The 25213-nt window shown below is 70.8% G+C and carries 8 protein-coding genes; 3 read left to right on the plus strand and 5 right to left on the minus strand.

Features of this window, described 5'->3' with window-relative positions; all coding sequences use genetic code 11:
• Positions 1-5 precede the first annotated feature (5 nt).
• Positions 6-17693: a non-ribosomal peptide synthetase gene (locus tag ED92_RS17200; RefSeq protein ID WP_255355337.1), complete on the minus strand. Its 17688-nt coding sequence runs from the start codon at positions 17691-17693 to the stop codon at positions 6-8.
• Positions 17644-18942, minus strand: coding sequence for a serine hydrolase (locus ED92_RS17205; RefSeq protein ID WP_063777602.1), 1299 nt, complete (start codon positions 18940-18942; stop codon positions 17644-17646). The genes ED92_RS17200 and ED92_RS17205 overlap by 50 nt, the downstream gene beginning before the upstream one ends.
• A 466-nt stretch (positions 18943-19408) precedes the next feature.
• Between ED92_RS17205 and ED92_RS43660 the strand changes: the two genes are divergently transcribed.
• Positions 19409-19534, plus strand: a complete 126-nt coding sequence (locus ED92_RS43660; RefSeq protein ID WP_255355338.1) for a hypothetical protein — start codon at positions 19409-19411, stop codon at positions 19532-19534.
• A gap of 195 nt (positions 19535-19729) precedes the next feature.
• Here ED92_RS43660 and ED92_RS17210 read toward each other — a convergent pair whose 3' ends face one another.
• Positions 19730-20554 carry an SAM-dependent methyltransferase gene (locus ED92_RS17210; RefSeq protein WP_037339134.1) on the minus strand — a complete coding sequence of 275 codons (825 nt, stop codon included), beginning with the start codon at positions 20552-20554 and terminating at the stop codon, positions 19730-19732.
• Between the two features lie 73 nt (positions 20555-20627).
• Here ED92_RS17210 and ED92_RS17215 point away from each other — a divergent pair, with 73 nt between their 5' ends.
• Both ED92_RS17215 and ED92_RS43355 read left to right on the plus strand, forming a co-directional pair.
• Positions 20628-21173: a YciI family protein gene (locus ED92_RS17215; RefSeq protein ID WP_037339136.1), complete on the plus strand. Its 546-nt coding sequence runs from the start codon at positions 20628-20630 to the stop codon at positions 21171-21173.
• Between the two features lie 296 nt (positions 21174-21469).
• The gene (locus tag ED92_RS43355) at positions 21470-24067 is read left to right on the plus strand and encodes a SpoIIE family protein phosphatase (RefSeq protein ID WP_235213302.1); all 2598 of its coding nucleotides are present in this window, start codon (positions 21470-21472) and stop codon (positions 24065-24067) included.
• On the opposite strand, the gene ED92_RS17230 is transcribed toward ED92_RS43355, so the two are convergent.
• On the minus strand, positions 24011-24514 hold the full coding sequence (locus ED92_RS17230; protein ID WP_200882712.1) for a DUF4267 domain-containing protein: 504 nt from the start codon (positions 24512-24514) through the stop codon (positions 24011-24013). The genes ED92_RS43355 and ED92_RS17230 overlap by 57 nt on opposite strands.
• A 25-nt stretch (positions 24515-24539) precedes the next feature.
• Entirely contained in the window at positions 24540-25181 is a 642-nt protein-coding gene (locus ED92_RS17235; protein ID WP_037339138.1) for a hemerythrin domain-containing protein, read from the minus strand.
• Between the last annotated feature and the right edge of the window lie 32 nt (positions 25182-25213).

Raw genomic sequence — 25213 nt, forward strand, 5'->3', positions numbered from 1 at the left:
CGTCCTCACGCTTCCGTTTCGGAGGCGAGGCTTTCGAGCTCGCCCAAGATGAGTTCTTCGACCGTTCCGGCCAGCCCCGCGACGGTGCGCGCGGTCAGGACGTCGGCCGGGGTGAGCCGGACCGCGAACAAGGCACCTGCCTTGGCCGCGATGTGCAGGCTTCGCAGCGAATCCCCGCCGAGGGCGAAGAAGTTGTCCTCGACGCCGATCCGCTCCACGCCGAGCACTTCGGCCCAGATCGCGGCCAGCGCCTGTTCGGTTTCGGTTTCCGGCTCGACGTACCCGGTCTCCGGCGCGGCGGGCGCGGGCAAGGCTTTGCGATCGAGCTTTCCGTTGGCGCTGACCGGGATCCGGTCCAGCGCGACGAACGCCGACGGCACCAGATAGTCCGGCAGCCGATCGGCCAGGAAGTCCCGGAGCGTGTCCTGCCCGGCTTCCGACACGACGTAGGCGACGAGTTGCTTCAGGCCGGGCTGATCCTCGCGGACGACGACCGCGGCCTGCGCCACTGCGGGATGCCTGGCCAGCACGGCCTCGACCTCGCCGGGTTCGACGCGGAATCCGCGCAGCTTCACCTGGTCGTCCGCCCGCCCGAGGAATTCGAGGGTGCCCGCTCCGGTCCAGCGGACGACGTCGCCGGTGCGATACATCCGTTGCCCGCCCGGGGCCGCGAGGAACCGGTCAGCGGTCAGCCCCGGCCGGTCGCGGTAGCCGCGGGCGAGCCCGGCACCGGCGAGGTACAGCTCGCCCGGCATTCCCGGCGGCACCGGGCGCAGATCCGGATCGAGGACGCGGGCGACCATGCCGTCCAGCGGCGTGCCGATGGGGATCCGGTCCGGAACCGTCTCGTCCATCGGATGGGCGGTGGCGAACGTCGTCGTCTCGGTGGGGCCGTAGCCGTCCACGACCCGCAGGCCCGGGCAGGCACTCAGCACTCGCCGCACCGCTTCGGCGGGCACGACGTCACCGCCGGTCCACACCTCCCGCAGTCCGGCGAAGCAGTCCGGGCTTTCCTGCGCCAGCACCCGGAACAGGCCCGCCGTGACCCACATCCCGGTCAGCCCGTGCTCGCGGATCAAGGTCCGCAGCCGGTGCGCGTCGAGGTCGCCGTCCGGGGCGGTGACGACACGGCCTCCGGTGAGCAGCGGTACCCACAGTTCGTAGGTGGTCGCGTCGAAGGCCGCCGGGGAATGCAGCAGGACCACTTCGTGTGCTCCGCTCCGGAACCGGCTGTCCCCAGCCAAGGCGGCGACGTCGCGGTGCCGCACGGCGACGCCCTTCGGCGTTCCGGTGGACCCCGAGGTGTACATGACGTACGCCAGCTGGTCGGGATCGACGACGACGGCGGGATCACCGTCCGGCTCTTCGTCCACAGAGGACAGCCGGATGGCGTCCGGGTACCCGGTGTCGGACACGACGAGCCGCACACCTTCGAGCAATACCCGCCGTCGTTCCGCCGGGGCTCGCGTGTCGATCGGCAGATACGCGCCGCCCGCCTTGACCACGGCCAGTTCCGCCACCACGGTGCCCGCCCTGCTCGTCGCGAGGCCGACCGGTTCCTCCGGGCGCAGGCCGAGCCCGATCAGGCGGTTGGCCAGCCGGTTCGCCCGCCGGTTCAGCTCGGCATAGGTGACCTGTTCACCGTCGAGAACGGCAGCCACCGCGTCGGGCCGAGTGCGGACCTGCTCGGCGAAGAGGTCCGGCAGCGACCGGGCGGGGGCCACCGTACCGGTTTCCGTCCATTCCGCCAGGAGTAGTTCGTCCTCCGGAGTCAGCATCGGCACGTCGGTGATCGCCCGAGCGCCGTCCACGGTCAGCTCCCGGAGCAGCGTGAGCAGGTGACCGGCCAGCCGGCTCACGGTTTCCGCGTCGAACAAGGCCGGGTCGTAGCCGAGGTCGACGTTCAGCTCACGACCGGGCGACGCGACGACCGTCAGCGGGAAGTTCGTCGTCTCTCGTGCCGACAGATCGCGCACGGTCAACCCGTGCCCGGCCTCGGCGCCGGTGATCGGATAGTTCTCGAACACCACCAGGCTCTCGCAGAGGTTCACTCCCCCCGGCAGCTCCGCCCAGCCTTGGACCAGCGCGAGCGGAAGATGTCCGTGACGGCGGGCTTCGGCCTGGCCCGCCTGAAGATCCGCGAGCCACTCGGCGACGCGGGCACCCCGGTCGATCCCGACCCTGACCGGCAGCGGGTTGATGAAAATGCCGGTGATCGCGTCCACGCCGGGCACCTCGGGCGGACGGCCGGAGACGGTGGACCCGAACACGACGTCGTCGTGACCGTTGTACGCCGACAGCAGCAAGGCCCATGCCCCTTGCAGGACCGCGTTGTGCGTGAGGCCGTGGCGTTTGACGAACTCGTCGAGCCCGCTCGTCGCCGCCTCGTCCAGGCGGACGGGCAGCCATTCGGACGAACAGGCGATATGCCCGGCCGCGGGCGCCCGGTCGCCGGGAACGGGTGTCGGCCCGTCGATCCCGGAAAGCGTGCGACGCCAGAAGCGTTCGGCGTCGGCCCGGCCGAGGCCGCCCAGCCACGCGAGGTAGTCCCGGAACGGCGGCCTCGTGGGCAGCGTCTGCCCGGCGTACGCGCCACAGACGTCGGACAGGACGTGGAAGACGCTCCAGCCGTCGAGCAGTGCGTGGTGGAACGTCCACAGCACCTGGACCTCGGTCTCCGACAACCGCACGAACGCCACGCGCATCAGCGGCGCCTCCGCGAGATCGAGCCCTTGTTCGCGGTCCTCGGCCAGGAGCCGCTGGAGATCGTGACCGGTCCCGTCCAGCACGCGGATCGGCAGCCGTACCTCGCGGTGTACCACCTGCAGCGGCTCCTCGACGCCGGCCCATACGAACGCCGTCCGCAGGACCGGCGTGCGGTCCACGACCCGCTGCCACGCCGCGGCGAGCCGGTCGAGGTCGGTGACGCCTTCGAGGACGAACATCGCCTGTTCGACGTACATGCCTTGCGCCGTCTGGGAAAGGCCGTGGAACAGCATCCCACCCTGCATGGGCGTCACCGGGTAGACGTCTTCGACCGCCCGGCCGTCGCCGACCAATGCGTCCACTGTGGACTGATCGAGGGTGACGAGCGGGAAATCCGACGGCGTGCGGCCACCGGCCTCCGGTGCCGCGCAGTGCGCGATGATCTCGCGCAGGGCGGTCAGCATCCGCTCCGCCAGCTCTTCGACGGTGCCGCGATCGTGCCGGGTCTCCACGTGCGCCCAGGTCAGCTCCAGTGTCCCGGCCACGACGCGGCCGACGATGTCGAGCGTGTGGCTCGCGGGAGCGGCCGGGTCGACGTCGGCGTCGAGGGCGCCGGTCCGGAACGCGCCCGCCTCGGTGTCGTCGAACCGGCCGAGGTAGTTGAAGCCGATCCGGGGATCGATGGCCGGCGCGGTACCGGTGAGATACCGCAGGGCGCCGTACCCGATTCCCCGCCGCGGCACCGCCCGGAGCTGTTCCTTCACCGCTTTGAGCGCGGCACCCCAGCCGTCCGGGACGTCGAGCGCCACGGGGAACACGCTGGTGAACCAGCCGACCGTGCGGGACAGGTCGACGTCGTCGAACAGGTCTTCGCGTCCGTGGCCCTCGAGGTCGATCACCGGGGTCTGCCCGGTCCAGTCCCGGAGAACCCGGCCCAGCGCGGTGAGCAACACGTCGTTGACCTGCGTGCGATAGACCTCGGGAACGTCCTGGAGAAGTGCCCGGGTCTCCTCGGCGGTGAGCCGGACCGTCACCTCGCCCGTGTCGGCGATCGTGGCCGGTTCATCATCGGCCGACGGCGCCGGAATCCCACGCCAGTACGCCAGTTCGTCGTCGAATCCGCCGGACTCGGCGTGCTCGGCCAGCCGCCGGGCCCACTCCAGGTACGACGTCGTCTTCGGCCCGAGTTCGCCACCGCGGTAGGCGGTTTCCAGATCCTCCAGCAGGATCCGCCAGGAGACGCCGTCGACGACGAGGTGGTGCGCGGCCAGGGTCAGCCGCCGCCCGTCGAGCACCGCGGCCAACAAGGGACCGCGCTCCAGGTCGAAGGCGATCTCGTCGGTGAGCAGTTCGGCCGGCCACACCGGTTCGCCGTACTGGACGCCGTCACGCTCGAACCGCAGTCGCAGCCCGTCGTGCTGTGCCCACACGGCTTCCAGCGCGCGGCGAAGCGCGGCTTCATCGATGTCCTCGGTGAACTCCAGCACCACTCGCTGGTCGAACCGGTCCGGCAGACCGTCGAAGTACCAGTGCTGGATCGGGGTGAGCGGCGCCGTCCCGGTGACCGGCCCCTGTTCGGCGCGCGGCCCGGCGTCGCCACCGGCGTGGGCGGCCAGCGCGGCGAGGGTCGGATGCCGGAAGACGTCGTGGGGCAGCAGGCTCAACCCGGCGCGGCGGGCGCGCGACACGACCTGGATGCTGACGATCGAGTCGCCGCCCAGTGCGAAGAAGTTGGCCTCGGCGCCGACGTCCGCGACGCCGAGCACGTCGGACCAGATCGCGGCGAGCGCGCGTTCGGCCTCGGTCGCGGGCGCGGTCCGGGCCGTCTTGTCGCCGAAATCCGGCGCCGGCAGGGCGCGGCGGTCGATCTTCCCGTTGGCGGTCAACGGGAAGCGGTCGAGCCGGACGAACGCGGCGGGCACCATGTAGTCGGGCAGGGTCCGGCCGAGGAATCCGGCGAGGCCGTCCGCGTCGCCCGTGTGGTAGGCGACGAGCCGTTTGACGCCGTGGTCCTCCCTGGTCAGCACCGCGGCCTGGCCGACGCCCGGATGCGCGGTCAGCGCGGCCTCGATCTCGGCCGGTTCGATCCGGAAACCGCGGACCTTGACCTGCTCGTCGGCGCGCCCGGTGTACTCCAGTTCGCCGAGCGGGTTCCAGCGGACGAGGTCGCCGGTGCGGTACATCCGCTCCCCCGGCGGGCCGAACGGGTCGGGCACGAACCGGTCGGCGGTCAGCGCCGGATCACCGAAATACCCGCGAGCGAGCCCGGCCCCGGCGATGTACAGCTCACCAGGCACTCCTTGCGGCACGAGCCGTAGTTCGGCGTCGAGGACGTAGGTCCGCATGTTGTCGAGCGGTTTCCCGATCGGGACGGCACCGGCGACGTCGTCCGGGATCGGCTGCGAGGTGGCGAAGGTCGTCGTCTCGGTCGGACCGTAGCCGTCGACGACGACCGTGCACGGGCACGCCTCCTGTACCCGGCGGACCGCGGCGGCCGGGACGACGTCGCCGCCTGCCCACACCTCGCGCATCCCGCGGAAGGTCTCCGGAGCCTCCTGCGCGAGCAGCCGGAACAGCCCGGCGGTGAAGAACGCCCCGTGGACCTCGTACTCGGCGATGATCCGGCGGAGGGTGTCCACGTCCAGGTCTCCCGGAGGGGCCACGACGACGGTGCCGCCGTTGAGCAGCGGGACCCACAGCTCGTAGGTGGAGGCGTCGAAGGCGGGCGAAGCGTGCAGCAGCACCCGCTCGTGCGCGGCGAAGCGCCGGTCGGCGGCGAGGGCGACGACGTCACGCTGACGTACGGCCACGCCCTTCGGCCTGCCCGTCGAACCAGATGTGTACATCACGTACGCGAGGTTGTCCGGCGCCGCCTCGGGGAGCGCGACGTCCGCGGTCCGGCCGTCGGGGACGACAATCTGTCCACTGTAGACAGACGCGTCGGCGCGGACCCGGTCGGTGACGAGGATCGGCACACCGTCCAGCAGTGTCTTCAACCGTGGCCCGGGCGCCCTCGTGTCCAGCGGGAGGTACGCCGCACCGGCTTTGACGACGGCGAGTTCGGCGACGACCAGCTCCGGCGAGCGGTCCATGAGCACGCCGACGACGGTTTCGGGGCCGGCGCCGAGTGACACCAGACGGCGGGCGAGCCGGTCCGCGCGCTCGTCCAGGTCCGCGTAGGTCAGGCGGACTCCGTCGCCGACGAGGGCGATCGCGCCGGGCGCGTGCGCGACCTGCCGTCCGAAGAGCTCGGCGAGACTTCCTTCCGGCAGCGGACGCGCGGTGTCGTTCCAGTCGCCGAGGATCTGGAGACGTTCGGCGTCGGTGAGCAGGTCGATGGTGTCGAGCGGACGGTTCAGGTCCTCGGCGAAGGCGTCGAGCACACCCACGAGCTGGTCCGTGATCCGCTCGGCCGTCGCGGCGTCGAACAGATCGGGGTCGTAGCCGACGTCGAGGCTCAGCCGTTCCCCCGGCGACGCGACGACGCTAATCGGGTAGTTCGTCGTTTCGGCGGCGTCGACGTCCCGCAACCGCAGCCCGTCGCGCGTCGCCGAAGCGATCGGATAGTTCTCGAAGACGACGAGGCTGTCGAAGAGGCTGCCGTCCGTCCCGCTCCACGCCTGCAGCTTCGTCAGCGGCAGATGCCCGTACCTGCGGGACTCCACTTGGCGGTCCTGCAACGCCGCCAGCCATGGGGCGACCGGCGACCGATCGGTGGTGACGCGGACCGGGAGCGTGTTGATGAAGATCCCGGTGATGTCGTCGGCGCCGGTCAGGTCGACCGGGCGACCGGAAACGGTGGTGCCGAAACAGACGTCACGCTCCCCTGTCAGCCGGGACAGCACCAGCGCCCACGCGCCCTGCAGGACGGTGTTCATCGTGAGGCCCGCCTTGCGCGCGGCTTCCCCGAGCCGCGCCGAGCTTTCGACCGGGACCCGCAGCCACTCGGCCGACCGGCTCGTGTGGTCCTGCGCCGTGAGCCGGCCACGTGCGGTGAAGTCGCCGAGTTCGCGACGCCAGTGGCGTTCCGCCTCGGTGTCGTCCTGGCGGTCCAGCCACGCGACGTAATCCCGGAACGGTGGCCGTTCGGACGGTTCGTCCCCGGCATAGGCGGCGAAGACGTCGGACAGCACTCCGAAGACGCTCCAGCCGTCGAGCAGGACATGGTGGAACGTCCACAGCACCCGGACTTCCGTGTCCGACAGCCGCGCCAGAGTCAGCCGCAGCAAGGCTTCGCCGTCCAGGTCCAGCCCCTCGGCACGGTCCGCGGCCAAGACCTCCTGCCAGAACCGCTCCTGCCCTCCGGCCGTGTGGGCACGCCAGTCGAGCCGGTTGACCGGGACGGTCACCCGTCGCCGCACCACCTGCACCGGCTCCGGCACACCCTCCCAGGCGATCGTCGTGCGCAGCACGGGCGTGCGATCGACGACGTGCTGCCAGGCTTCGGCCAGCGCGTCGACGTCCTCGACGCCTTCGACGACAAAACCGACCTGCTGGAAGTAGAGCCGCTCGTCCGGCTGTGACAACGAGTGGAACACCATCCCCGCCTGCATCGGCGTGAGCGGGTAGAGGTCTTCGACCGCCCTGCCGTCCCCGACGAGGGCGTCCACTGTGGATTGGTCAAGCGCGAGCAGCGGGAAGTCGGACGGGGTGCGCCCACCGGCCTCCGGTTCGGTGCAATGCGCGATGATCTCCCGCAGGGCGGTCAGCATCGCCTCGGCGAGCCTGTCCACTGTGGACCTGCGATGGACGCCCTCGGTGTAGTACCAGGTCAGTTCGAGTTCGCCGGACTCGACGCGGCCGACGACGTCGAGCAGATGCGCTCGCGCCGAAAGCTCGCTCTCGTCCGATTCCAGCCTGCCCGAGGTGAAACGGCCGAGGTAGTTGAAACTCACCGCGGGGTCGATCGGCGGCACGGTCCCGGCCAGGTGACGCAGGGCGCCGTAGCCGATCCCTCGCCGTGGCACGGCCCGGAGCTGCTCCTTCACCGACTTCAGTGCCGTACCCCAGCCTTCGGGCACGTCCAGCGCGACCGGGAAGACGCTGGTGAACCAGCCCACCGTGCGGGACAGATCGACGTCGTCGAACAGGTCTTCGCGCCCGTGTCCTTCCAGGTCGATGACCGGCATCTTGCCCGTCCAGTCCCGCAGCACCCGGCCCAGCGCGGTGAGCAGCACGTCGTTGACCTGCGTGCGATAGGCGGCGGGCACTTCCCTCAGCAGCGCCTCGGTCTCCGCCGCGGGGAGCCGCACGGTGACCTCGCGCATCGAGGCGACCGTGGCCGCACCCTCGCCGTCGACCGGGATCGAGGTGTCCGTCGGCAGGCCGTGCCAGTGGTCGAGTTCGTCGTCGAATCCGCCGCCGGCGGTGTGCTCGGCGAGCCTGATCGCCCACTCCCGGAAGGAGGTGGGGCGCGGCCCGAGGTCGATCGCCTCGCCCCGCAGCGCTTGGGCGTAACCGCGGTCGAAGTCCTCGGCGAGCACCCGCCACGAGACACCGTCGACGACGAGGTGGTGCACGGCGAGGGTGACACCGTGCTCGGAGAGGTCGAGGCGGATCAGCGGTGTCTCGGCGCCGACAGGACCGTTCTCCTGCTTCCAGCCGTCGCCGCGGGTGAACCGCATCCGCAGCGCGTCGTGGTGTTCGAGCAGCGCGTCCACGGCCTTGCGCGCGGCGGCGCGGTCGATCCGCTTAGGTCCTAAATGGACGAACTGGTGGAAATGTTCCGGATCGGCCGTCTGGGTCGCGAAGAACCACCGTTGGATCGGGGTGAGTGGCACCTCGCCGCTGACCGGGCCACGGCGGACGGCTTCGGTGGCGCTGCGGGCCGCGGCGGCGAGCGCCGCCGGGGTCCGATGGGCGAACAGGTCGCCGGGCAGCAGTTCCAGCCCGGCACGCCGGGCCCTCGACACCACCTGGATGCTGAGGATCGAGTCGCCGCCCAGTTCGAAGAAGTCGTCGGTCGCGCCGACCCGTTCGACACCCAGCACCTCCGCCCAGATCCCGGCGAGCACGAGCTCGCGATCGGTGCGTGGCGCGACGTGGTCACGCGCCCCGAAATCCGGAGCGGGCAGGGCGGTGCGGTCGAGCTTCCCGTTGACGTTGACCGGGAATTCCTCCAGCCGGACGAACGCCGCCGGGACCATGTAGTCCGGCAGGGTCCGCCCCAGGAATTCCCCGAGCCCTTCGGTCTCGCCGACGATGTAGGCGACCAGCCGTTTCACCCCGCCGTCCGCGCGCGCCAGCACGGCCGCCTGCTCGACGCCGGGGTGCTCGCCCAGCGCGGCCTCGATCTCGCTCGGTTCGACACGGAAGCCGCGGATCTTGACCTGTTCGTCCACCCGGCCGACGAATTCGAGGGCCTCCTCGTCGTTCCAGCGCACCACGTCACCGGTGCGGTACATCCGCTCCCCCGGCGGGCCGAACGGATCCGCGACGAACCGGTCCGCGGTCAGCCCGGGCCGTCCGAGGTAGCCCCGCGCGAGCCCTGCCCCGGCGAGATGCAGTTCGCCGGGCGCACCCGGCGGCACCAGGCACAAGTCGTCGTCGAGGACGTAGGCACGGGTGTTGTCCAGCGGTGCCCCGATCGGCACGACGTCGGGTACCTCGCCCGGCAGCGGGTGCACGGTGGCGAAGGTCGTGGTCTCGGTGGGGCCGTAGACGTCGGCGACCAGGGTCCGCGGGCAAGCGGCCCGGACCCGGCGCAGCGCGACGGCGGGAACGGCGTCGCCGCCGGTCCAGACCTCGCGCACGCCGGCGAACATCTCCGGGGCCTCCTGCGCGACGAGCCGGAACAGCCCGGTCGTCATGAAGACCCCTGTCACGGCGTGCGCGGTGATCACCCGGCCGAGCGTGTGGACGTCGAGTTCCCCCGGCGGCGCCAGGACGACCGTGCCACCGTTCAGCAACGGCACCCACAGCTCGTAGGTGGACGCGTCGAAGGCCTGCGGTGAGTGCAGCAGCACCCGGTCATGGGCCACGAAGCGCTGCTCGGCCGCGAGAGCGAGGACGTCGCGATGCCGGGCGGCGACACCCTTCGGTTTGCCCGTCGAGCCAGAGGTGTAGATGACGTAGGCGAGCTGCTCGGGGTCGACCGGCACCACGGGCGCGGCCTCCGGGGCGTCACCCGCGTCCGTGACGATCACGCCGTCGTGGATCTCCTCGGCGGTGGACAGCCAAGCCTCGTCGGCGACGAGGACGTCCGCCCCGGCTTCGCTCAGCAGCAGCCGCAACCGCTCGCTGGGCGCGCGCAGGTCCAACGGCAGGTAGGCGCCGCCCGCCTTCAGGATCGCGAGTTCGGCCACCACGAGCGCGGGCGAGCGGTCCATCAGGAGCGCGACCCGGTTCTCGGCGCGGACGCCGAGCTCCCGCAGCCGGTTCGCCAGGCGGTTCGCCCGGACTTCGAGTTCGCCGTAGGTGACGGTCTCCTCATCGGTCACCAGCGCCACGGCGCCGGGATCCCGGCGTGCGCGAGCCTCGAACAGCTCCGGTACCGACCCCTCCGGTATCCGCCGGGCGGTGGCATCGCGCTCGCGAAGCAGGTGCCGGATCTCCCGCTCCGACAACATGGGCACCCGTGTCACGGGCTCGTACGGCGCGTCCGCGAAGCCACGGATCAACGTTTCGAGGTGGCCGGCGAGCCGCCGGGCGAGATCCGGTCCGATCAGCTCGGGGTCGTGGGTCAGCATCAGCGACAACCGGCGGCCCGGATACGCGACGACCCCGAGCGGGTAGTTGGTGCGTTCGGCCGCGCGGACGTCCGCCATCCCCGCGACGTCCGCCACCGGATAGTTCTCGAAGACGACGATGCTGTCGAACAGGCTGCCGCCGGTGTCGCTCCAGGACTGCAACCGCGGCAGGCCGACATGGCCGTACCGGCGGGATTCCGCCTGCGCCGCCTGCAGTTCGCGAAGCCAGTCGACGAGACCGTGCCCGGCGTCGAGCCGGACCCGCACCGGCAGGGTGTTGATGAACAGACCCGCGATGTCGTCCGCTCCCGGCAGCTCGACCGGCCTGCCCGACACCGTCGCGCCGAAACACACCTCGGATTCGCCGCTGTAGCGGGAAAGCAGCGCCGCCCAGGCGCCCTGGACGATCGTGTTGAGTGTCAGGTGGTGCCGTCGCGCGAACGCGTGGATCCGGGCGGTCGTGGCGTCGTCGAAGTCCACCGGTACCCGGGCTGACGAGCTGGCGGCGTGTGCGCGAGCGCCGCGATCACCGGGCAGCGGGGTCGGCGTCACCCCGGCGAGTTCGGCCCGCCAATGGGCTTCGGCGGCTTCGTCGTCCTGCTCGGCGAGCCATCCGGCGTAGTCGCGGAACGGACGACGCACCGGTGGCTCTTCACCACGCAGCACGGCGAGGACGTCGGACAGGACACCGAAGACGCTCCAACCGTCCAGCAGCACGTGATGGAACGTCCAGATCACCCGGACCGAGGCCGCCGACTCCTTGGCGACGACCAGCCGTGTCAGCGGGGCGCGGGTCAGGTCGAGCCCTTCGGCGAGGTCTTCGGCCAGCTCCCGCCGCAGCGCCTCCTCGGCGTCCACTGTGGACCAGTCCGGGCAGCTCACCGGGATCTCCGCCGTCCGCAGCACGATCTGCAGCGGACGCGGTACCCCTTCCCAGACGATCCGGCTGCGCAGGACCGGGGTCCGCTCGACCACTCGTCGCCAGGCCGCGACGAGCGCACGGGGATCGGGAACGTCGTCGACGGTGAAGGTGATCTGTTCGAAGTAGTTGCGATCGCCGGGCCGGGCCAGGCTGTGGAACACCATGCCCGCCTGCATCGGCGTCAGCGGGTACACGTCCTCGACGTCCCGGCCGTCGCCCACCAGCTCGTCCACAGTGGACTGGTCGAGCCCCGCCAGCGGGAAGTCCGACGGCGTCCGCCCGCCCGCACCGGGTTCGGCGCAGTGCCCGAGGAGTCCACGCAGGTTCTCCAGCATGCCTTCGGCCAACCGGGTCACGGTGGCCTCTTCGTGCACGCCTTCCGCGTAGTGCCAGGTGAACTCCAGCGTGTCGCCGGTGACCTGGCCCACCACGTCGAGCAGATGGGGACGGACGCCGCCGGGGTCGGCGGCCAAGGACAGTTCGCCGGGCGAGCCCGTGTAGAGCTCACCGGTCAGCTCGAACTGCCCGAGGTAGTTGAAGCTGATCTGGGGATCGATGGCGGGCGCGGTGCCGGACAGATAGCGCAGCGCGCCGTAGCCGATGCCGCGGCGCGGGACCGCACGCAGCCGCTCCTTCACCGCTTTGATCGCGGCGCCCCAGTCGTCCGGGACGTCCAGCGCCACCGGGAACAGGCTGGTGAACCAGCCCACCGTGCGCGACAGGTCCACGCCGTCGAACAGGTCCTCGCGGCCGTGGCCCTCCAGGTCGATCACCGGAACCCGGCCGGTCCAGTCCCGCAGCGTGCGGCCGAGCGCGGCCAGCAGGAGGTCGTTGACCTGGGTCCGGTAGACCTCGGGGACCTGCCGCAGCAGTGACCGCGTCTCCCCGGCGGTCAGCCGCACCGTCACGGCGCGGGCCCGGTCCACTGTGTTCGCCCCGATCCCGTCGACCGGGATCGGAGTGACCTCGGGAATCGAGCGCCAATGCTCCAGTTCGTCGTCGAAGCCACCCTCTTCCGCATGGGCGGACAGACGTGCCGCCCACTCCTGGAACGAGGTCGTCCTCGGGCCGAGATCGGCCTTCCGGTAGGCCTGGTCGAGATCTTCGAGCAGGATCCGCCAGGACACGCCGTCGACGGCGAGATGATGCGCGGACAGATGCAGCACACGCCGCTCCGGAGGACCGGACAACCTCCAGCGCAGCAGCGAATGCCCGTCCTCGGCACCGGCGATGCGCAGCCGCCACTGGTCTCCGTCGCGGGTGAAAGTCGTGCGCAAGGCGTCGTGGTGTTCGATCAGCGCGCCGATGGCCGCGGCGAGCGCGGCCTCGTCGGTGCCGTTCGCCAGCTCGACCTCGATCTCCTGATCGAACCGGGCCGGCCCGGAGATCGTGTCGAAGAACCAGCGCTGGATCGGCGTCGGCACGACGTCCCCGGTGACGGGACCTCGATCCGGGACCGTGGAGACGTCGGTCAAGGCCGGGGCGAGGGCGGCGATGGTCTGATACCGGAACAGGTCCGCCGTCGTGATCGACAGCCCCGCCTTCCGTGCCCGCGCGCTGACCTGGATGCCGAGGATCGAGTCGCCGCCGAGGGCGAAGAAGTTGTCCTCGACCCCGACCCGGTCGAGTCCCAGCACGTCGGCCCAGATCCCCGCGAGCACCGCTTCCCGCTCGGTCCGCGGCGCCGTTCTCCCGCTCGACGCGGGCTCGAAGCCCGGCTCCGGCAGTGCGCGCCGATCGACCTTCCCGTTGGCGTTGAGGGGAAGCGCGTCGAGGACAACGAACGCCGACGGCACGAGGTAGTCCGGCAGGGTCCGGCCAAGGCTCTCGCGCAATGCCCCGGTGTCCACTGTGGACCCGTCCGCGGCCACGACGTAGGCGACCAGGTGTTTGCGGCCGGACCCGGTGCGCGCGGTCACCACCGCCTCCGCGACCTCGGGCCGGGCGGTGAGGGCACGTTCCACCTCACCGGGTTCGACCCGGAAGCCGCGGATCTTGAGCTGGTCGTCGGCCCGGCCGGCGAATTCGAGGGTCCCGTCGGCACGCCACCGCCCGCGGTCACCGGTGCGGTACATGCGTTCGCCGGGGGCGCCGTACGGGCAGGCGACGAACCGGTCGGCCGTCGCGCCCGGCCGGCCAGCGTACCCGCGGGCGAGCCCCGGGCCGGCGACGCAGATCTCGCCGAGCGCGCCGCGTGGGACCGGCCGCAGTCCGTCGTCGAGCAGGTAGACGCGCATCCCGGTCAGCGGAGTCCCGATCGGGATTGTTTCGGGGACCGCGTCCGCGGACGTCATGCGGAACGAGGTCGCGAACGTGGTGGTTTCGGTCGGCCCGTAGCCGTCGACGACCGCGACACCGGGGCAGCTGCCGAGCACGCGGCGCACTGCTTCGGGTGGGACGACGTCGCCGCCGGTCCAGACTTCCCGGAGGCCGCGGAAACACTCGGGCGTGTCACCGGCGAAGAGCCGGAAGAGTCCGGCGGTGAGCCAGAGGGCGGTCACACCGTGTCGCTCGGTCAGCTCGCGCACCACCTCCGCGTCGACGTCCCCCGGTGGTGCGACGACCACGGTGCCGCCGTTGAGGAGCGGGACCCACAGCTCGTAGGTGGAGGCGTCGAACGCCAGCGGCGAGTGCAGCAGCACCCGCTCGTGCGCTCCGCCGCTGAACCGCGGGTCCGTGGCCAGCGCGACCACGTCGGCGTGCCGGACCGCCACGCCTTTCGGTACGCCGGTGGAGCCCGAGGTGTACTCGACATAGGCAAGGTTCGCGGGCTCGACCGTGACCGTGGCCGCGTCCCCGGTGGACGGCAGCGTCAGTATCCGTCCGTTGTGGACGGTGGCGGCGGTTCCGTGCCACGTCTCGTCGGTGAGCAGAAGCGACGTGCCGTCGAGCAGAAGGCGCAGGCGGTCGGCCGGCGCACGCAGGTCCAGCGGCAGGTAGGCGGCGCCGGCCTTGAGGATCGCCAGCAGCGCCACCACCAGGTCCGCCGAGCGGTCCATCAGCACGCCGACCCGGTCTTCCGGACGCACACCGAGTTCGATCAGCCGTCCCGCCAGGCGGTCGGCCCGGGCGCGCAGCTCGCCGTAGTCGAGGCGGTCCGCACCGGAGACCACCGCGGGAGCCTGCGGATGCTGCTCGGCGTGGTGGTCGAACAGGCGCGTGATGGTCATCGACGGAGCGGGGTACGGCGACGGCAGGAGCCGGTGGTCGGCCTCGGTGAGCAGCGGCAACTCGCCCACCGGGCGATCCGGATCGGCGGCGATCCCGGTGAGGAGGGCTTCCAGGCTCGCGGCCAGCCGCTCGATCGTCGCGCTGTCGAAAAGCGCGGTGGCGTACTCGACGGTGATCCTCAGTCCGTCTTCCCTCGGCCAGAACTCGACGACGAGGTCGAACCTGGCCGACGGCCGGGGCAGGTCGTACTCCGAAACCCGCAGACCGGCGACCTCACGCGGGCGGACCAGCGGGCTCTGCAGGACGACGACCGCCTGAACCAGCGGCGTCCGCGACGGATCGCGCTCCGGCTGCACCGCTTCGACGACCCGGTCGAAGGGGACGTCGGCGTGCGCGAACGCCTCCAGCGCCGTCTCCCGGAACCCGGCCAGGAAAGCGGGGAAAGGGCGAGCGGGATCGATTCGCGAGCGAAGTACGAGGGTGTTCACGAAGAACCCGGTCAGCGGCTCCCATTCGGGCCGGTCGCGCCCGGCGACCGCGGTGCCGACCGCGATGTCGCGCTGACCGCCGTAGGCCGACAGGAGGAGTTGCACGGCCGCGGTCAGGGTCATGAACAACGTCGCCCCGTGCGGACGTCCCGCGTCCGTGAGGCCGCGGACGAGTTCCGAGGGCAGATCGTGGTGGTGCACCGCGCCTGCCGTACCGCGCCGGGCGGGCCTCGGGCGGTCGGTCGGGAAAGCCAGCGGTTCGAGTCCGTCGAGCGCCGCACGCCAGTAGCCGAGCTGGGCGTCGTTGTCGGTCTGACGGCGCCAGTGCGTGTAATCGCGGTAACCCGACTCCAGCGGCGGCGGGGTCACACCGGCGTAGAAGTCGAGCAGCTCGCAGGTCAGGATCCCGATCGACCGGCCGTCGGTGACGATGTGGTGCTGGCACAGGACGAGCAGATGCTCCTCCGGTCCCTGGCGATAGAGCGTGGCCCTCGTCAGGGGGCCGCTGCGCAGGTCGAACGGGACGCTCAGGTCCGCCGCCAAGGTGGCATCGTCGGCGGCGGTTCCCTTGACACGCAGCGGTATCTCGGCCCTGTCGGCGATGCGCTGGGAACCTTCGTCGAAGGTCGTGCGCAGGGACTCGTGACGGGCGCAGAGCGCGGCCAGCGCACCGCGCAGGGCGTCGACGTCCAGCGGCCCGGAAAGCCGGAGACCGACCGCCGTGTTGTACTCCGCACTGTCCCCGGTCAGCTCGTCGAGGAACCACAGACGCCGCTGGGCGGGCGAAAGCGGGAGCACCTGGGTCGACGGTGCGGCCGGGATCGCGTCGTTCCCGGCGGGTTGCGCCTCGTCGACCAGCCGGGCCAGTCCGGTCACGGTGGGTGCGTCGAACACGGCACGAGCCGACAAGGTCACGCCGAAGGTCCGGCGCAGCCGGGACAACGCCTGCACCGCGAGGAGCGAATCGCCGCCCAGGGCGAAGAAGTCGTCATCGCTCGCGACGCGGTCCATTCCGAGCACGCCCGCCAGCACGTCGGCGACGGCACGTTCCGTTTCCGAGCGCGGCCCGGTTTCCGTCCGGCTCTCCTCCGGGGGCGCGGGCAGGGCGCGGCGATCGACCTTCCCGTTGGCGTTGAGCGGAAGTGCGTCGAGGACGACGAACGCCGACGGCACCATGTAGTCCGGCAGCACCGCCGCGGCCGTCTCCGCGAGATCGTCGAGCGCCTCGCCCGGCGCGGTCACGACGTAGGCGACCAACCGCTTGACGCCCGGCTTTCGCTCACGGGCGACGACCACCACCTCGCCCACACCCGGCGCGGCGGCCAGCACCGATTCGATCTCCCCGAGCTCGACCCGGAAACCGCGGACCTTGACCTGGTCGTCTGTCCGGCCGAGGAACTCCAGTTCGCCGTCGTCGTTGTACCGCACCAGATCACCGGTCCGGTACATCCGGCCGCCGGGGACGGCGGGATCGGCCACGAAACGGTCCGCGGTCGCACCCGGTCTGCCCCAGTACCCACGGGCCAGCCCGGTCCCGGACAGGTGCAGCTCCCCCGCCTGCCCGGCCGGGACGGCGTTCAGCGCCTCGTCGAGGACGTGGGCGCGGATTCCGTCGAGTGGGCGGCCGATCGGCACGGGGTCCGGCACATCGTCCTTTGTGGACATCGGACGCGAGGTGGCGAAGGTGGTGGTTTCGGTGGGGCCGTAGCCGTCGGTCACGGTGAGACCGGGGCAGGCCGCCAGCACCCGGCGGACGGCGGCCGGCGGGACCACGTCTCCGCCCGTCCATACCTCTTCCACACCAAGGAAACAGTCCGGCGCCTCCTGTGCCACGACCCGGAACAGCCCCGCGGTCAGCCAGAGCGAGGTGACCTCGTACCGGCCGATGATCTCGCGCAGCATCTCCACGTCCGGCTCGCCCGGCGGCGCGATCACCACCGTCCCGCCGCCGAGCAGCGGCACCCACAATTCGTAGGTCGACGCGTCGAACGCGGCCGGGGAATGCAGCAGGACCCGGCGGTGCGCGCCACCCGCGAACCGGCCGTCGGCCGCCAGCGCCGCGACATCCCGATGCCGGACCGCCACTCCCTTCGGCGTCCCGGTCGAGCCCGACGTGTGCATGAGATACGCCAGCTGGTCCGCGTCGACTCGCGGAAGCGTCACATCCGGCGGCGCGAGTGACCGTCCCGCGACGACGATCCGTCCACTGTGGATTCGCGCGGCGCGCTCGGGTTCGTCCGTGATCAGCACCGAGACACCCGCGGTGGCCAGCACCAGCCGCGAGCGGTCCTCAGGGGCGCGCCGGTCGAGCGGCACGTAGACCCCGCCCGCCATCACGATCGCCAGCTCGGCGACGACGAGTTCGGCGGACCTTTCGAGCAGCAACCCGACCCTGTCCTCGGCACGCACTCCGAGCCGGACCAGCCGGGCGGCGAGGCGTGCGGCACGGTCGGCGAGTGCGGCGTAGGTCAGCTGTCCACCATGGCCGTCCACGGCGACCGCGTCCGGGGTGGAACGCACCCGCGCGGCGAACAGTTCCGGCAGGGCGACGGCTCTTTCGGCTCCGGGGGTGGCCGTCGTGTCGAGCACGGTCATCTTTTCGGTACCTTCCAGGCACAACAAGCGAACCCACCGAGGTGGGCCAGGGGACGGGGAGGGAGAAGGCAGCTCAGTGACGCCGCGCGAGACGGCCGCCGATTTCGATCGCGGTCGCCTCACCGGGCGTTCCGCGCAGCCGGCCGCACGGTGTCGGGCGCCCGGTGACGGGGTCGCGCACCGTGAACGAGGCGTCGTCGTGGAGGGTGAGTCCGGGGAAGACCTCGCCGTCGGCGACCAGTTCGGCTCCGCCGTGTTCGCCGGGGCGGATCGTGTAGTCGAGGGCACCGTTGCGATAGGTGCCGAAGTCGCCGGCCGCGATCGGGACCGGGCGGGCCGGTGCGGTCGGTCGGCGCTCCGGGATCGCGAGGCCGAGCGCGCGGAGCTCGGCGACGAGGTCGTGCCACATGTCCGTGCCCGCGGCACCGTTCGCGGTGAACGCCACGACGCAGGCGCCCGCCTGATCGATCCGCAACTGGCACGAGGTGCCGTCGGCGGTGCCGTCGTGGCCGAGCCAGACTTCGTCGCCGTCCTCGTAGTGCGCGATTCCCAGACCCCAGCCGTCGGCGAGACCGTACGGCTCGGCATCGGGCACCCGCCGGTGCATGTCCGCGGCGGTCACGACGTCGAGCAATCCCGGCTTTCCCAAATGGACCCGGCCGAGTTCGACGAGGTCCGCGGCGCTCAACGCCAGCGCACCGGCGGGTTCGAGCATCGGCGGCAGCGCCTGCTCGACCGGACGGGCACCGGCCGGGCCCGTGGCGCGTCCGTGCCCGGGAACGGTTCTCGGACTTCCGGCGTAGGCGGGCTCGATCTTCAATGGCCGCAGGAGTATCGCCTCGACGGCTTCACGCCAGGTCATCCCGGTGACCGCTTCGATCAGTGAGCCCGCCAAGGCGTAGCCCAGATTCGAATACGAGAACGCGGTGCCGGGCGGGCAGACGGAAACCGCCGCTCGGATCTCACGCAGGCACACCCCGGTGACGTCGGCCGGATCGGAGGGCAGACCGCTGGTGTGGCTCAGCAGATGTCGTGGTGTCACTCCCTCGGCGAGACCGGGTTCGCCCAAGATCTCGCCGACCGGCTGGTCCAGTTCGAGATCGTCGTCCGCGATCAGCGCCATCACGACCGTGGCGGTGGCCACTTTGGTGACCGATCCGATCGGTACGGCGGACGACGGGCCCATCGGTCTCTTTCTGTCCTGGTGCTCGACACCGGTCTGGACCACTGTCGTCACGCCACCGTCGAGCACCGCGAGCTGTGCTCCAGGAACGCCGTGCCCGCCGGCCAAGCGGGCCAGTATCTCTTGGAGCCGTCGTTTCGGCACCGGATTCCGTCCAGTGTGGCCGTACTGTTCCGACACAGAGCGCATGACCGATTCCTCCCCTGTAGCAGTAAACCGCGATTTGATTGCCGCGTTCCGTACCGCGTCGCATTCCTTGTTCCCCCACCCGTGGAACCGGAAGTCCGCATCGGGCCGGAACAACACGCTGCCCGGACCGCGAGATCGTCTGTACCGCCGATGGTGGGAACAACGATTCGACCGAAAAGCGCCCGGCGCTACGCAGGGTGGCAATACCTGCCATTCATTTTATCGGACCGGTTGTCAATCCACCGCACATCGTGGAATCGCGTCCGGCGGCACACCGGAAGAAGGCATGGACGGACCGCCACATCCACCAGTCGAAGGATGTGTTGACAACAAATGAATTCCACTGTTCCGACCGCCGAGCTTGGCCCCCGGCGGGACAATCGCAGGCATCCTCCTCTCGTCGCTTTTTCCAGCTCAGCCGCCTTTTCACAGATGAAAATCCCGAGACGGCGCCTGCTGGTTCCCCATGAGCCATCTGTTCAAACATGGAAATGCGACAATCGACCTCGAAGATCATTTCTCCCGCGCCGACGGCACCGCCAACAGCGAAAACAAGAAGGTGATCTTGGAGAATGGGATTCCCACCATGTGAGTAGCACGACCATGCGCACGTGCACCGTATCGTGCAATCTCGCGAAGCGGACGCACAACGGCGGTTTTCGATCATCGACGGCACCCGGAAAAACCGGAAACACGAAGATTCACCCGGTTGCCTGTAACGGTTTCGGCCTTGTCGTGGACACGACGATCGTCGGTTGCCCGGGTGACTCCTTGGCGGTAAACGGGGTCAGCGGGTGCGTGCCACCCCGGCGAGGCCGCGCGACCGGGCGGCGTCCTTGCCCACGCTCTCGGTGTCCGGGCGCCATTGCGGCAGCCACACCAGACCGGGCTCGTCCAATTCCAGGTCTCCGAAGAATTCGGCGATCTGCTCACGCGAGCGCATGATCGCGGCGTGATTGGTCCGGCGCCCGTACTCCCGCGCCACTTTCTCGCCGGCGTTCCGCGTCTCGACATCCTCCGGCGCGACGTGAATATGCGAGACCGCCAGGAAACTGCCCGGTGGCAGCATCGTGCGATGGAAACCGAGCGCGGCGTGCGGGTTCTGTTCGTCGGGCATGAAATGCAGCAACGCGACCAGCAGCAGCCCGATCGGCTGGGTCCGGTCGATCAGGCCCGTGTCGAGCACGCGGTCCCACAGCAGGCGCCGGTCGAAGAAATCGGCGTCCAATGCCGCATGCCGGTTCGGGTCCGCGGTCTGCTCGAGCAGGATCTGCGCATGCGCTCGGGCGATCGGTTCGTTGTCGATGTAGACCACCCGGCATTCACCCGGCGCCACCTCGTCGGCGACCTCGTGCACGTTGCCCTGTGTCGGCAACCCGGAGCCGATGTCCACGAACTGCCGGATGCCTTGCCCGACCATGTAACGGACGGCACGACCGAGGAACGCGCGGTTCGCGCGGGCGAAGTCCCGGATCTCCGGCAGCACCGCGAGCTGCTGCTCCGCGAAAGCCTGATCGACGGCGTAGTTGTGCGTGCCGCCGAGCAGATAGTCGTACACCCGCCCCACCGAGACCTTGTCCACCGAGGCGGCCACGCGGGCGGCGTCATCCATGCTCATCTTGTTCCCCAAGAGTCTTCGGCGAGTACCGGCACACTACCGGTCCCGGCGGGTAGAAACTGTGCGCATGGAGTTCTTCTGCTACCACCGCGATCGGCCCGGCTCCATGGCGCTGCGCGAAGAGCTGTCGGAAGAGCACTGGTCCTACATGGATCGGTACGCGACGGAGATGATCGCCCGCGGGCCGACCCTCGCCGGCGAGGCTGCCACCGGCAGCGTGCACATCGTCGACCTGCCGGATCCCGGCGCCGCCCGCGCGTTCGCCTTCGACGAGCCCAACTACCAGGCCGGCGTTTACCGGGACGTGCTGCTGCGCCGGTGGCGCAACACGCTGGGGCGCACCATGTGGGATTTCCCCGGTGGCCGCACCGGTGGCAACCGATACCTGGTGCTGGGCCTCGGCACAGGACGGGCGGCCGACCTCGCCATCCCGGCCGATCGGGGCGAGCTGATCGCGTATGGGCCGCTGATGTCCGACGACGACACAAGGTGGTTGGGCACAGCCGCGTTGGTCCGGGCGCCGGACCCGGACACGGCACGCGCCGTCCTGACCCAGAACCGGTACGCCGACATCGAGGTCCACGACTGGCGGTTCGGCGGGCGGCCGTCATGAACCGAGGCTGCCGCGTGTCGCCCACCACAGCGAAGAGAACGACAGGTATGCCTTGGGATCCGCGTCGACACGGTCCGGACCCGGACATTCGCCAGGACCTACCGGGTTCGCTCGCGAGTGGGGTGTCGGCACCAGCACATTCCCACCGATCGGCCCGTTCCTTGAACCACTGGTAGGTTCGGGACAGGGGTTGAGGCGCCAGCCCTTTTGGCAGCACCCCTGAGCAGGAGTATCGATGACGATTGACGTCGCGCGGACCCACCCCCGTCCGGCGAAACCGGACATCGGGCCTGCCGATGACTGAACCGGTGATCGCCGCCACCGCCGGGCGGAGCTGGGACACCGCTCCTTCCCCCGCCCTGGTCGTCGACGACGACGGGAATCTCCGGGACCTCAACGACGCCGCCCGCGCACTGTTTCCCGAGGCGAGGCCAGGGCTCCCTTTCCGGCACGGTGTGCCGTCCTGGCTTTCGGACGCCGACGGGCTCGTTCGAGGCGAGACGGGAGGCCGTAGCTGGACGGCGTCGCGGGTACCGCACGACGGAGTCGTCACCTGGTGGCTTACCGACCAGACCGACGCCGAAGCCGCTCGTGACCTGCTGCGACAGGAACGGCAGCGCGTCGCTTTCCTCACCGACGCCTCGGCGGCATTGCTGAGCTCGCTCAACGTCGAACGCTGCATCGAGGTGGCCGCGCGGCTGGCCGCCGAACACCTTGCCGGGGCCGCGGTGGTGCTGGCCCCGCCGGTTCAGGGTGCTCATCCGGCGGCGGCGTGCGTCCGCGGTGAGGCGGTGTCGCTGTGCAGGCTGACCATCGAACCCGCGGAACTACCGGGCCTGGACGAGGCACTGCGCGGCTTCCCGCCGGTGCCTTCGCGCTGGCTCGACCCCGGCGCCGCGCCGTCGTGGGTGCTGCCTGCCGGCTTCGGCCCGGCCACGTCGATCGTCGTCACGCCCTTGCCGGGACACGGTGTGCCCGCCGGGGCCCTGATCCTGCTGCGGACCGGTGACCAGGCGGCGTTCACCGAGCAGGAAGAGATCTTCGCCCGGCTGTTCGCGGCCCGCGCGGGGGCCGCGATCTCGGCGGCCCGGATGTTCGCCCACCAGGCGTCGACGACCGAAACGCTCATGCGCGAACTGCTTCCGCCGCGGCTGGAGCAGCTCGGTGGCGTGGAATTCGCCGGGCGCTACCGGCCCGCCCAGGACGAGGATCGCATCGGCGGCGACTTCTACGACGTTCATTCCGCTGTCGACACCGGCGGCAACGAGTCGCTGGCCGTACTCGGCGATGTCTGCGGCAAGGGCCTCGACGCGGCCGTCCTGACCGGGAAGATCCGGACGACCCTGCGCGCGTTGCTCCCGATCGCCGAAGACCACCATCGGCTGCTGAGCCTGCTGAACGCCTCCCTGATGAGCCAGGACGGCAGCCGGTTCGCCACGCTCGCCCTTGCCTCTTCCCGGCGAGAGGGCGACGGGGTGTGGGTGCGTCTCACCTGCGCGGGACACCCGCCGCCGCTGGTCGTCCGCTCGGACGGTGCCGTCGAAGAGGTGGACACCGGCGGCACTCTGATCGGCGTACTTCCCTCGATCCGGACGAGGTCCGCGGAGATCCTGCTCGCGCCCGGCGAAAGCTGCCTGCTCTACACGGACGGCATCGTGGAGGCCCGGGGTGGCCCGCTGGGCGACGAGATGTTCGGCGAGGACCGGCTGATCGCGGCCTTGGCCGAATGCGCGGGCCTGACGGCGGAAGCGGTCGCCGAACGGGTGCACATGCTGGCCGCGCAGTGGATCGGCCGCCGGTCGCACGACGACATGGCGGTGCTGGTGATCACCGCGCCGCCTCCCGCCGAGACCCGCGACCCCGTGACCGCCCAGTACTTCGAACGACTGTGGCAGGCGGTGACCACCGGCGACGAGTACGCGGCCGGGGAGGTCGTGGTCCAGGCGCTCGGCGCGGGGCTCGACGCGGAGACCGTGCTGCTGGACATGGTCGGCGCCGTCCAGCGCAAGGTCGGCCACGAATGGGCGGCGAACCGGCTCACCGTGGCGCAGGAACACGCCGCGACCGCGATCAACGACCGGGTGCTCGCGGGCTTCGGCTCTGTGCTCCCCAAGCCGCGGGAGCACCGGGGTCGCATCACGGTGGCGTGCGTCGACGGCGAATGGCACGCCATGCCCGCACGTCTGCTGGCCGAAGTGCTGAAGGTCCGCGGCTTCCGGGTCGACTATCTCGGCGCCCAGGTGCCCGCGCCGCGGCTGGTCGCGCACCTGCACCGCACCGGGCCCGACGCGGTGGCACTGTCGGCTTCGCTGGCCACCCGCCTGCCCGCCGCGCACGCGACGATCACCGCCTGCCGAGCGGCCGCGACCCCGGTCATCGCGGGCGGGGCGGCGTTCGGGCCGGACGGCCGGTACGCGCGCCTGCTCGGAGCGGACGCCTGGGCGCCGGAAGCGCGGGCGGCGGCCGATCTGCTGGCCTCTCCGCTGCCCCGGCCCCGTGCCGGGCATCAGCCGCTCGACGACCTGCCGCATCTCGCCGATCAGGAGTACACCCTCGTTTCCAGCACTTCGAGCGCGCTGGTGAAGGCGATTCTGGGCGGCCTCGAAGACCGTCTCCCGGCGATGCGCGAGTACACGAGCCGCCAGCGGCAGCACACCGCGGAAGACCTCGCTCACATCGTCGAATACCTGGCGGTCTCGCTCTACGTGGGTGACGAAGAACTGTTCACCGAGTTCCTCGCCTGGACCGCGGAAATCCTGTCGGCACGCCGGGTCCCGGCCGGTTCCCTGCTGCCCGCGCTGGACCTCCTGCGCGCCGAACTGCACGACTTCCCGCGTTCACGGGCGATGATCGACGCCGCGCGCGTACGGGTGAGCGACGCCCTCTCCTCGTGAATCGCCGCCTTCCACCGTCGGCTTGTCCCTGAGCGCCTGACGGTCCGCCGGGGCGGCGGTGACCTCGCGGGTCTCGCGGAGGATCAGCAGGCCGGCGACCACCATCAGGGTCGCGGTCAGGCCGTGAACGCCGAACGCGGTGGCCACGGAGCCGTGGTGGGCCAGCACGGTGGTCATGTCGCCGTACGCGGCGAGGGCCTCCACCAGCAGCACCCAGCCCAGCGCCCGGCGGTGGCCCGTCACCAGCAGGATGCCGAGGACCAGTGCCAAGACGACGTCGCGGATTCCCTTGATGATCAGGAAGCCGCCGCCGTCGCCGGACGGCCAGCTCGGCAGGCCGAAGCCCGGCGCCGTCGTGTCCGGGCTCAGGATGAACTCCGCCCCGAACCAGAGGATGAAGAGGACGAAGGCGGCGGTCAGGACGGTGTTGATCTTCTTCAGCGACATTGTCGTCTCCTTGCGAGGTGCGGGGTCAGGCCGCGCGGACGCGGCGGATGTGGCGGGCGTAGCGGGGGCGGCCGACGAGGTGCCAGATGCCGCGTACCGGTGCGGGGAGGGCGGCCAGGAGCGTGGCGCGCTCGGCCGGGTTCGCGTCCTCCAGGACGAGGCCGAAGAGCGTGAGCATGGTGAGCTTGGGCGTGTTGGCCAGCATGTGATCGCCCAGGGAGGCCCATTCCTCGTCGGTGCTGTGCTTGGCCGCGAGCGGAAGAAGAGTGGTCTCCTCGTCGTCGAGGTGCTCGAACAGGACCGCCTGGTGATCGGCGAGGACCGCCACGAGGGTGTCGCGCTCGGCGGCGCCGGCGGTGGCCTCCCACGCCGGGACCGCGGCGTCCAGCCTGGTCAGCGTGGCCGCGATGCGCTCGTGCTGGGCTTCCATGCGCAGGACGATGTCCGCCTCCAGATCGACCCGGGAGAGCAGCGGCGGCCACAGCAGCTCGTCCTCACCCTCGTGGTGGTTCTTCAGTCCCAGCCGGTAGTCGCGGAAGTGGTCGGCGATCACCTTGGCGCGAGCGGTGTCGCCCGGGGCGACCGCCGCGACGAGTTCCTTCAGCAGCCGCGACTCGCGGCGGAAGGCGCGGTGGACGATCTCCATGTCCTGGGTGTTGACGGTCATCTGTTCCTGCCCTTCATCTGTTCGACGTGCTC

This window comes from Amycolatopsis sp. MJM2582 (assembly GCF_000754115.1).
Lineage (GTDB): Bacteria > Actinomycetota > Actinomycetes > Mycobacteriales > Pseudonocardiaceae > Amycolatopsis > Amycolatopsis japonica.

What these genes read in the sequence shown, in the direction of transcription:
- ED92_RS17235 (WP_037339138.1), bottom strand. Translation starts at nt 25,181, where the DNA reads ATGACCGTCAACACCCAGGACATGGAGATCGTCCACCGCGCCTTCCGC.
- ED92_RS17230 (WP_200882712.1), bottom strand. Translation starts at nt 24,514, where the DNA reads ATGTCGCTGAAGAAGATCAACACCGTCCTGACCGCCGCCTTCGTCCTC.
- ED92_RS17210 (WP_037339134.1), bottom strand. Translation starts at nt 20,554, where the DNA reads ATGGATGACGCCGCCCGCGTGGCCGCCTCGGTGGACAAGGTCTCGGTG.
- ED92_RS43355 (WP_235213302.1), top strand. Translation starts at nt 21,470, where the DNA reads ATGACTGAACCGGTGATCGCCGCCACCGCCGGGCGGAGCTGGGACACC.
- ED92_RS17205 (WP_063777602.1), bottom strand. Translation starts at nt 18,942, where the DNA reads ATGCGCTCTGTGTCGGAACAGTACGGCCACACTGGACGGAATCCGGTG.
- ED92_RS43660 (WP_255355338.1), top strand. Translation starts at nt 19,409, where the DNA reads ATGAGCCATCTGTTCAAACATGGAAATGCGACAATCGACCTCGAAGAT.
- ED92_RS17215 (WP_037339136.1), top strand. Translation starts at nt 20,628, where the DNA reads ATGGAGTTCTTCTGCTACCACCGCGATCGGCCCGGCTCCATGGCGCTG.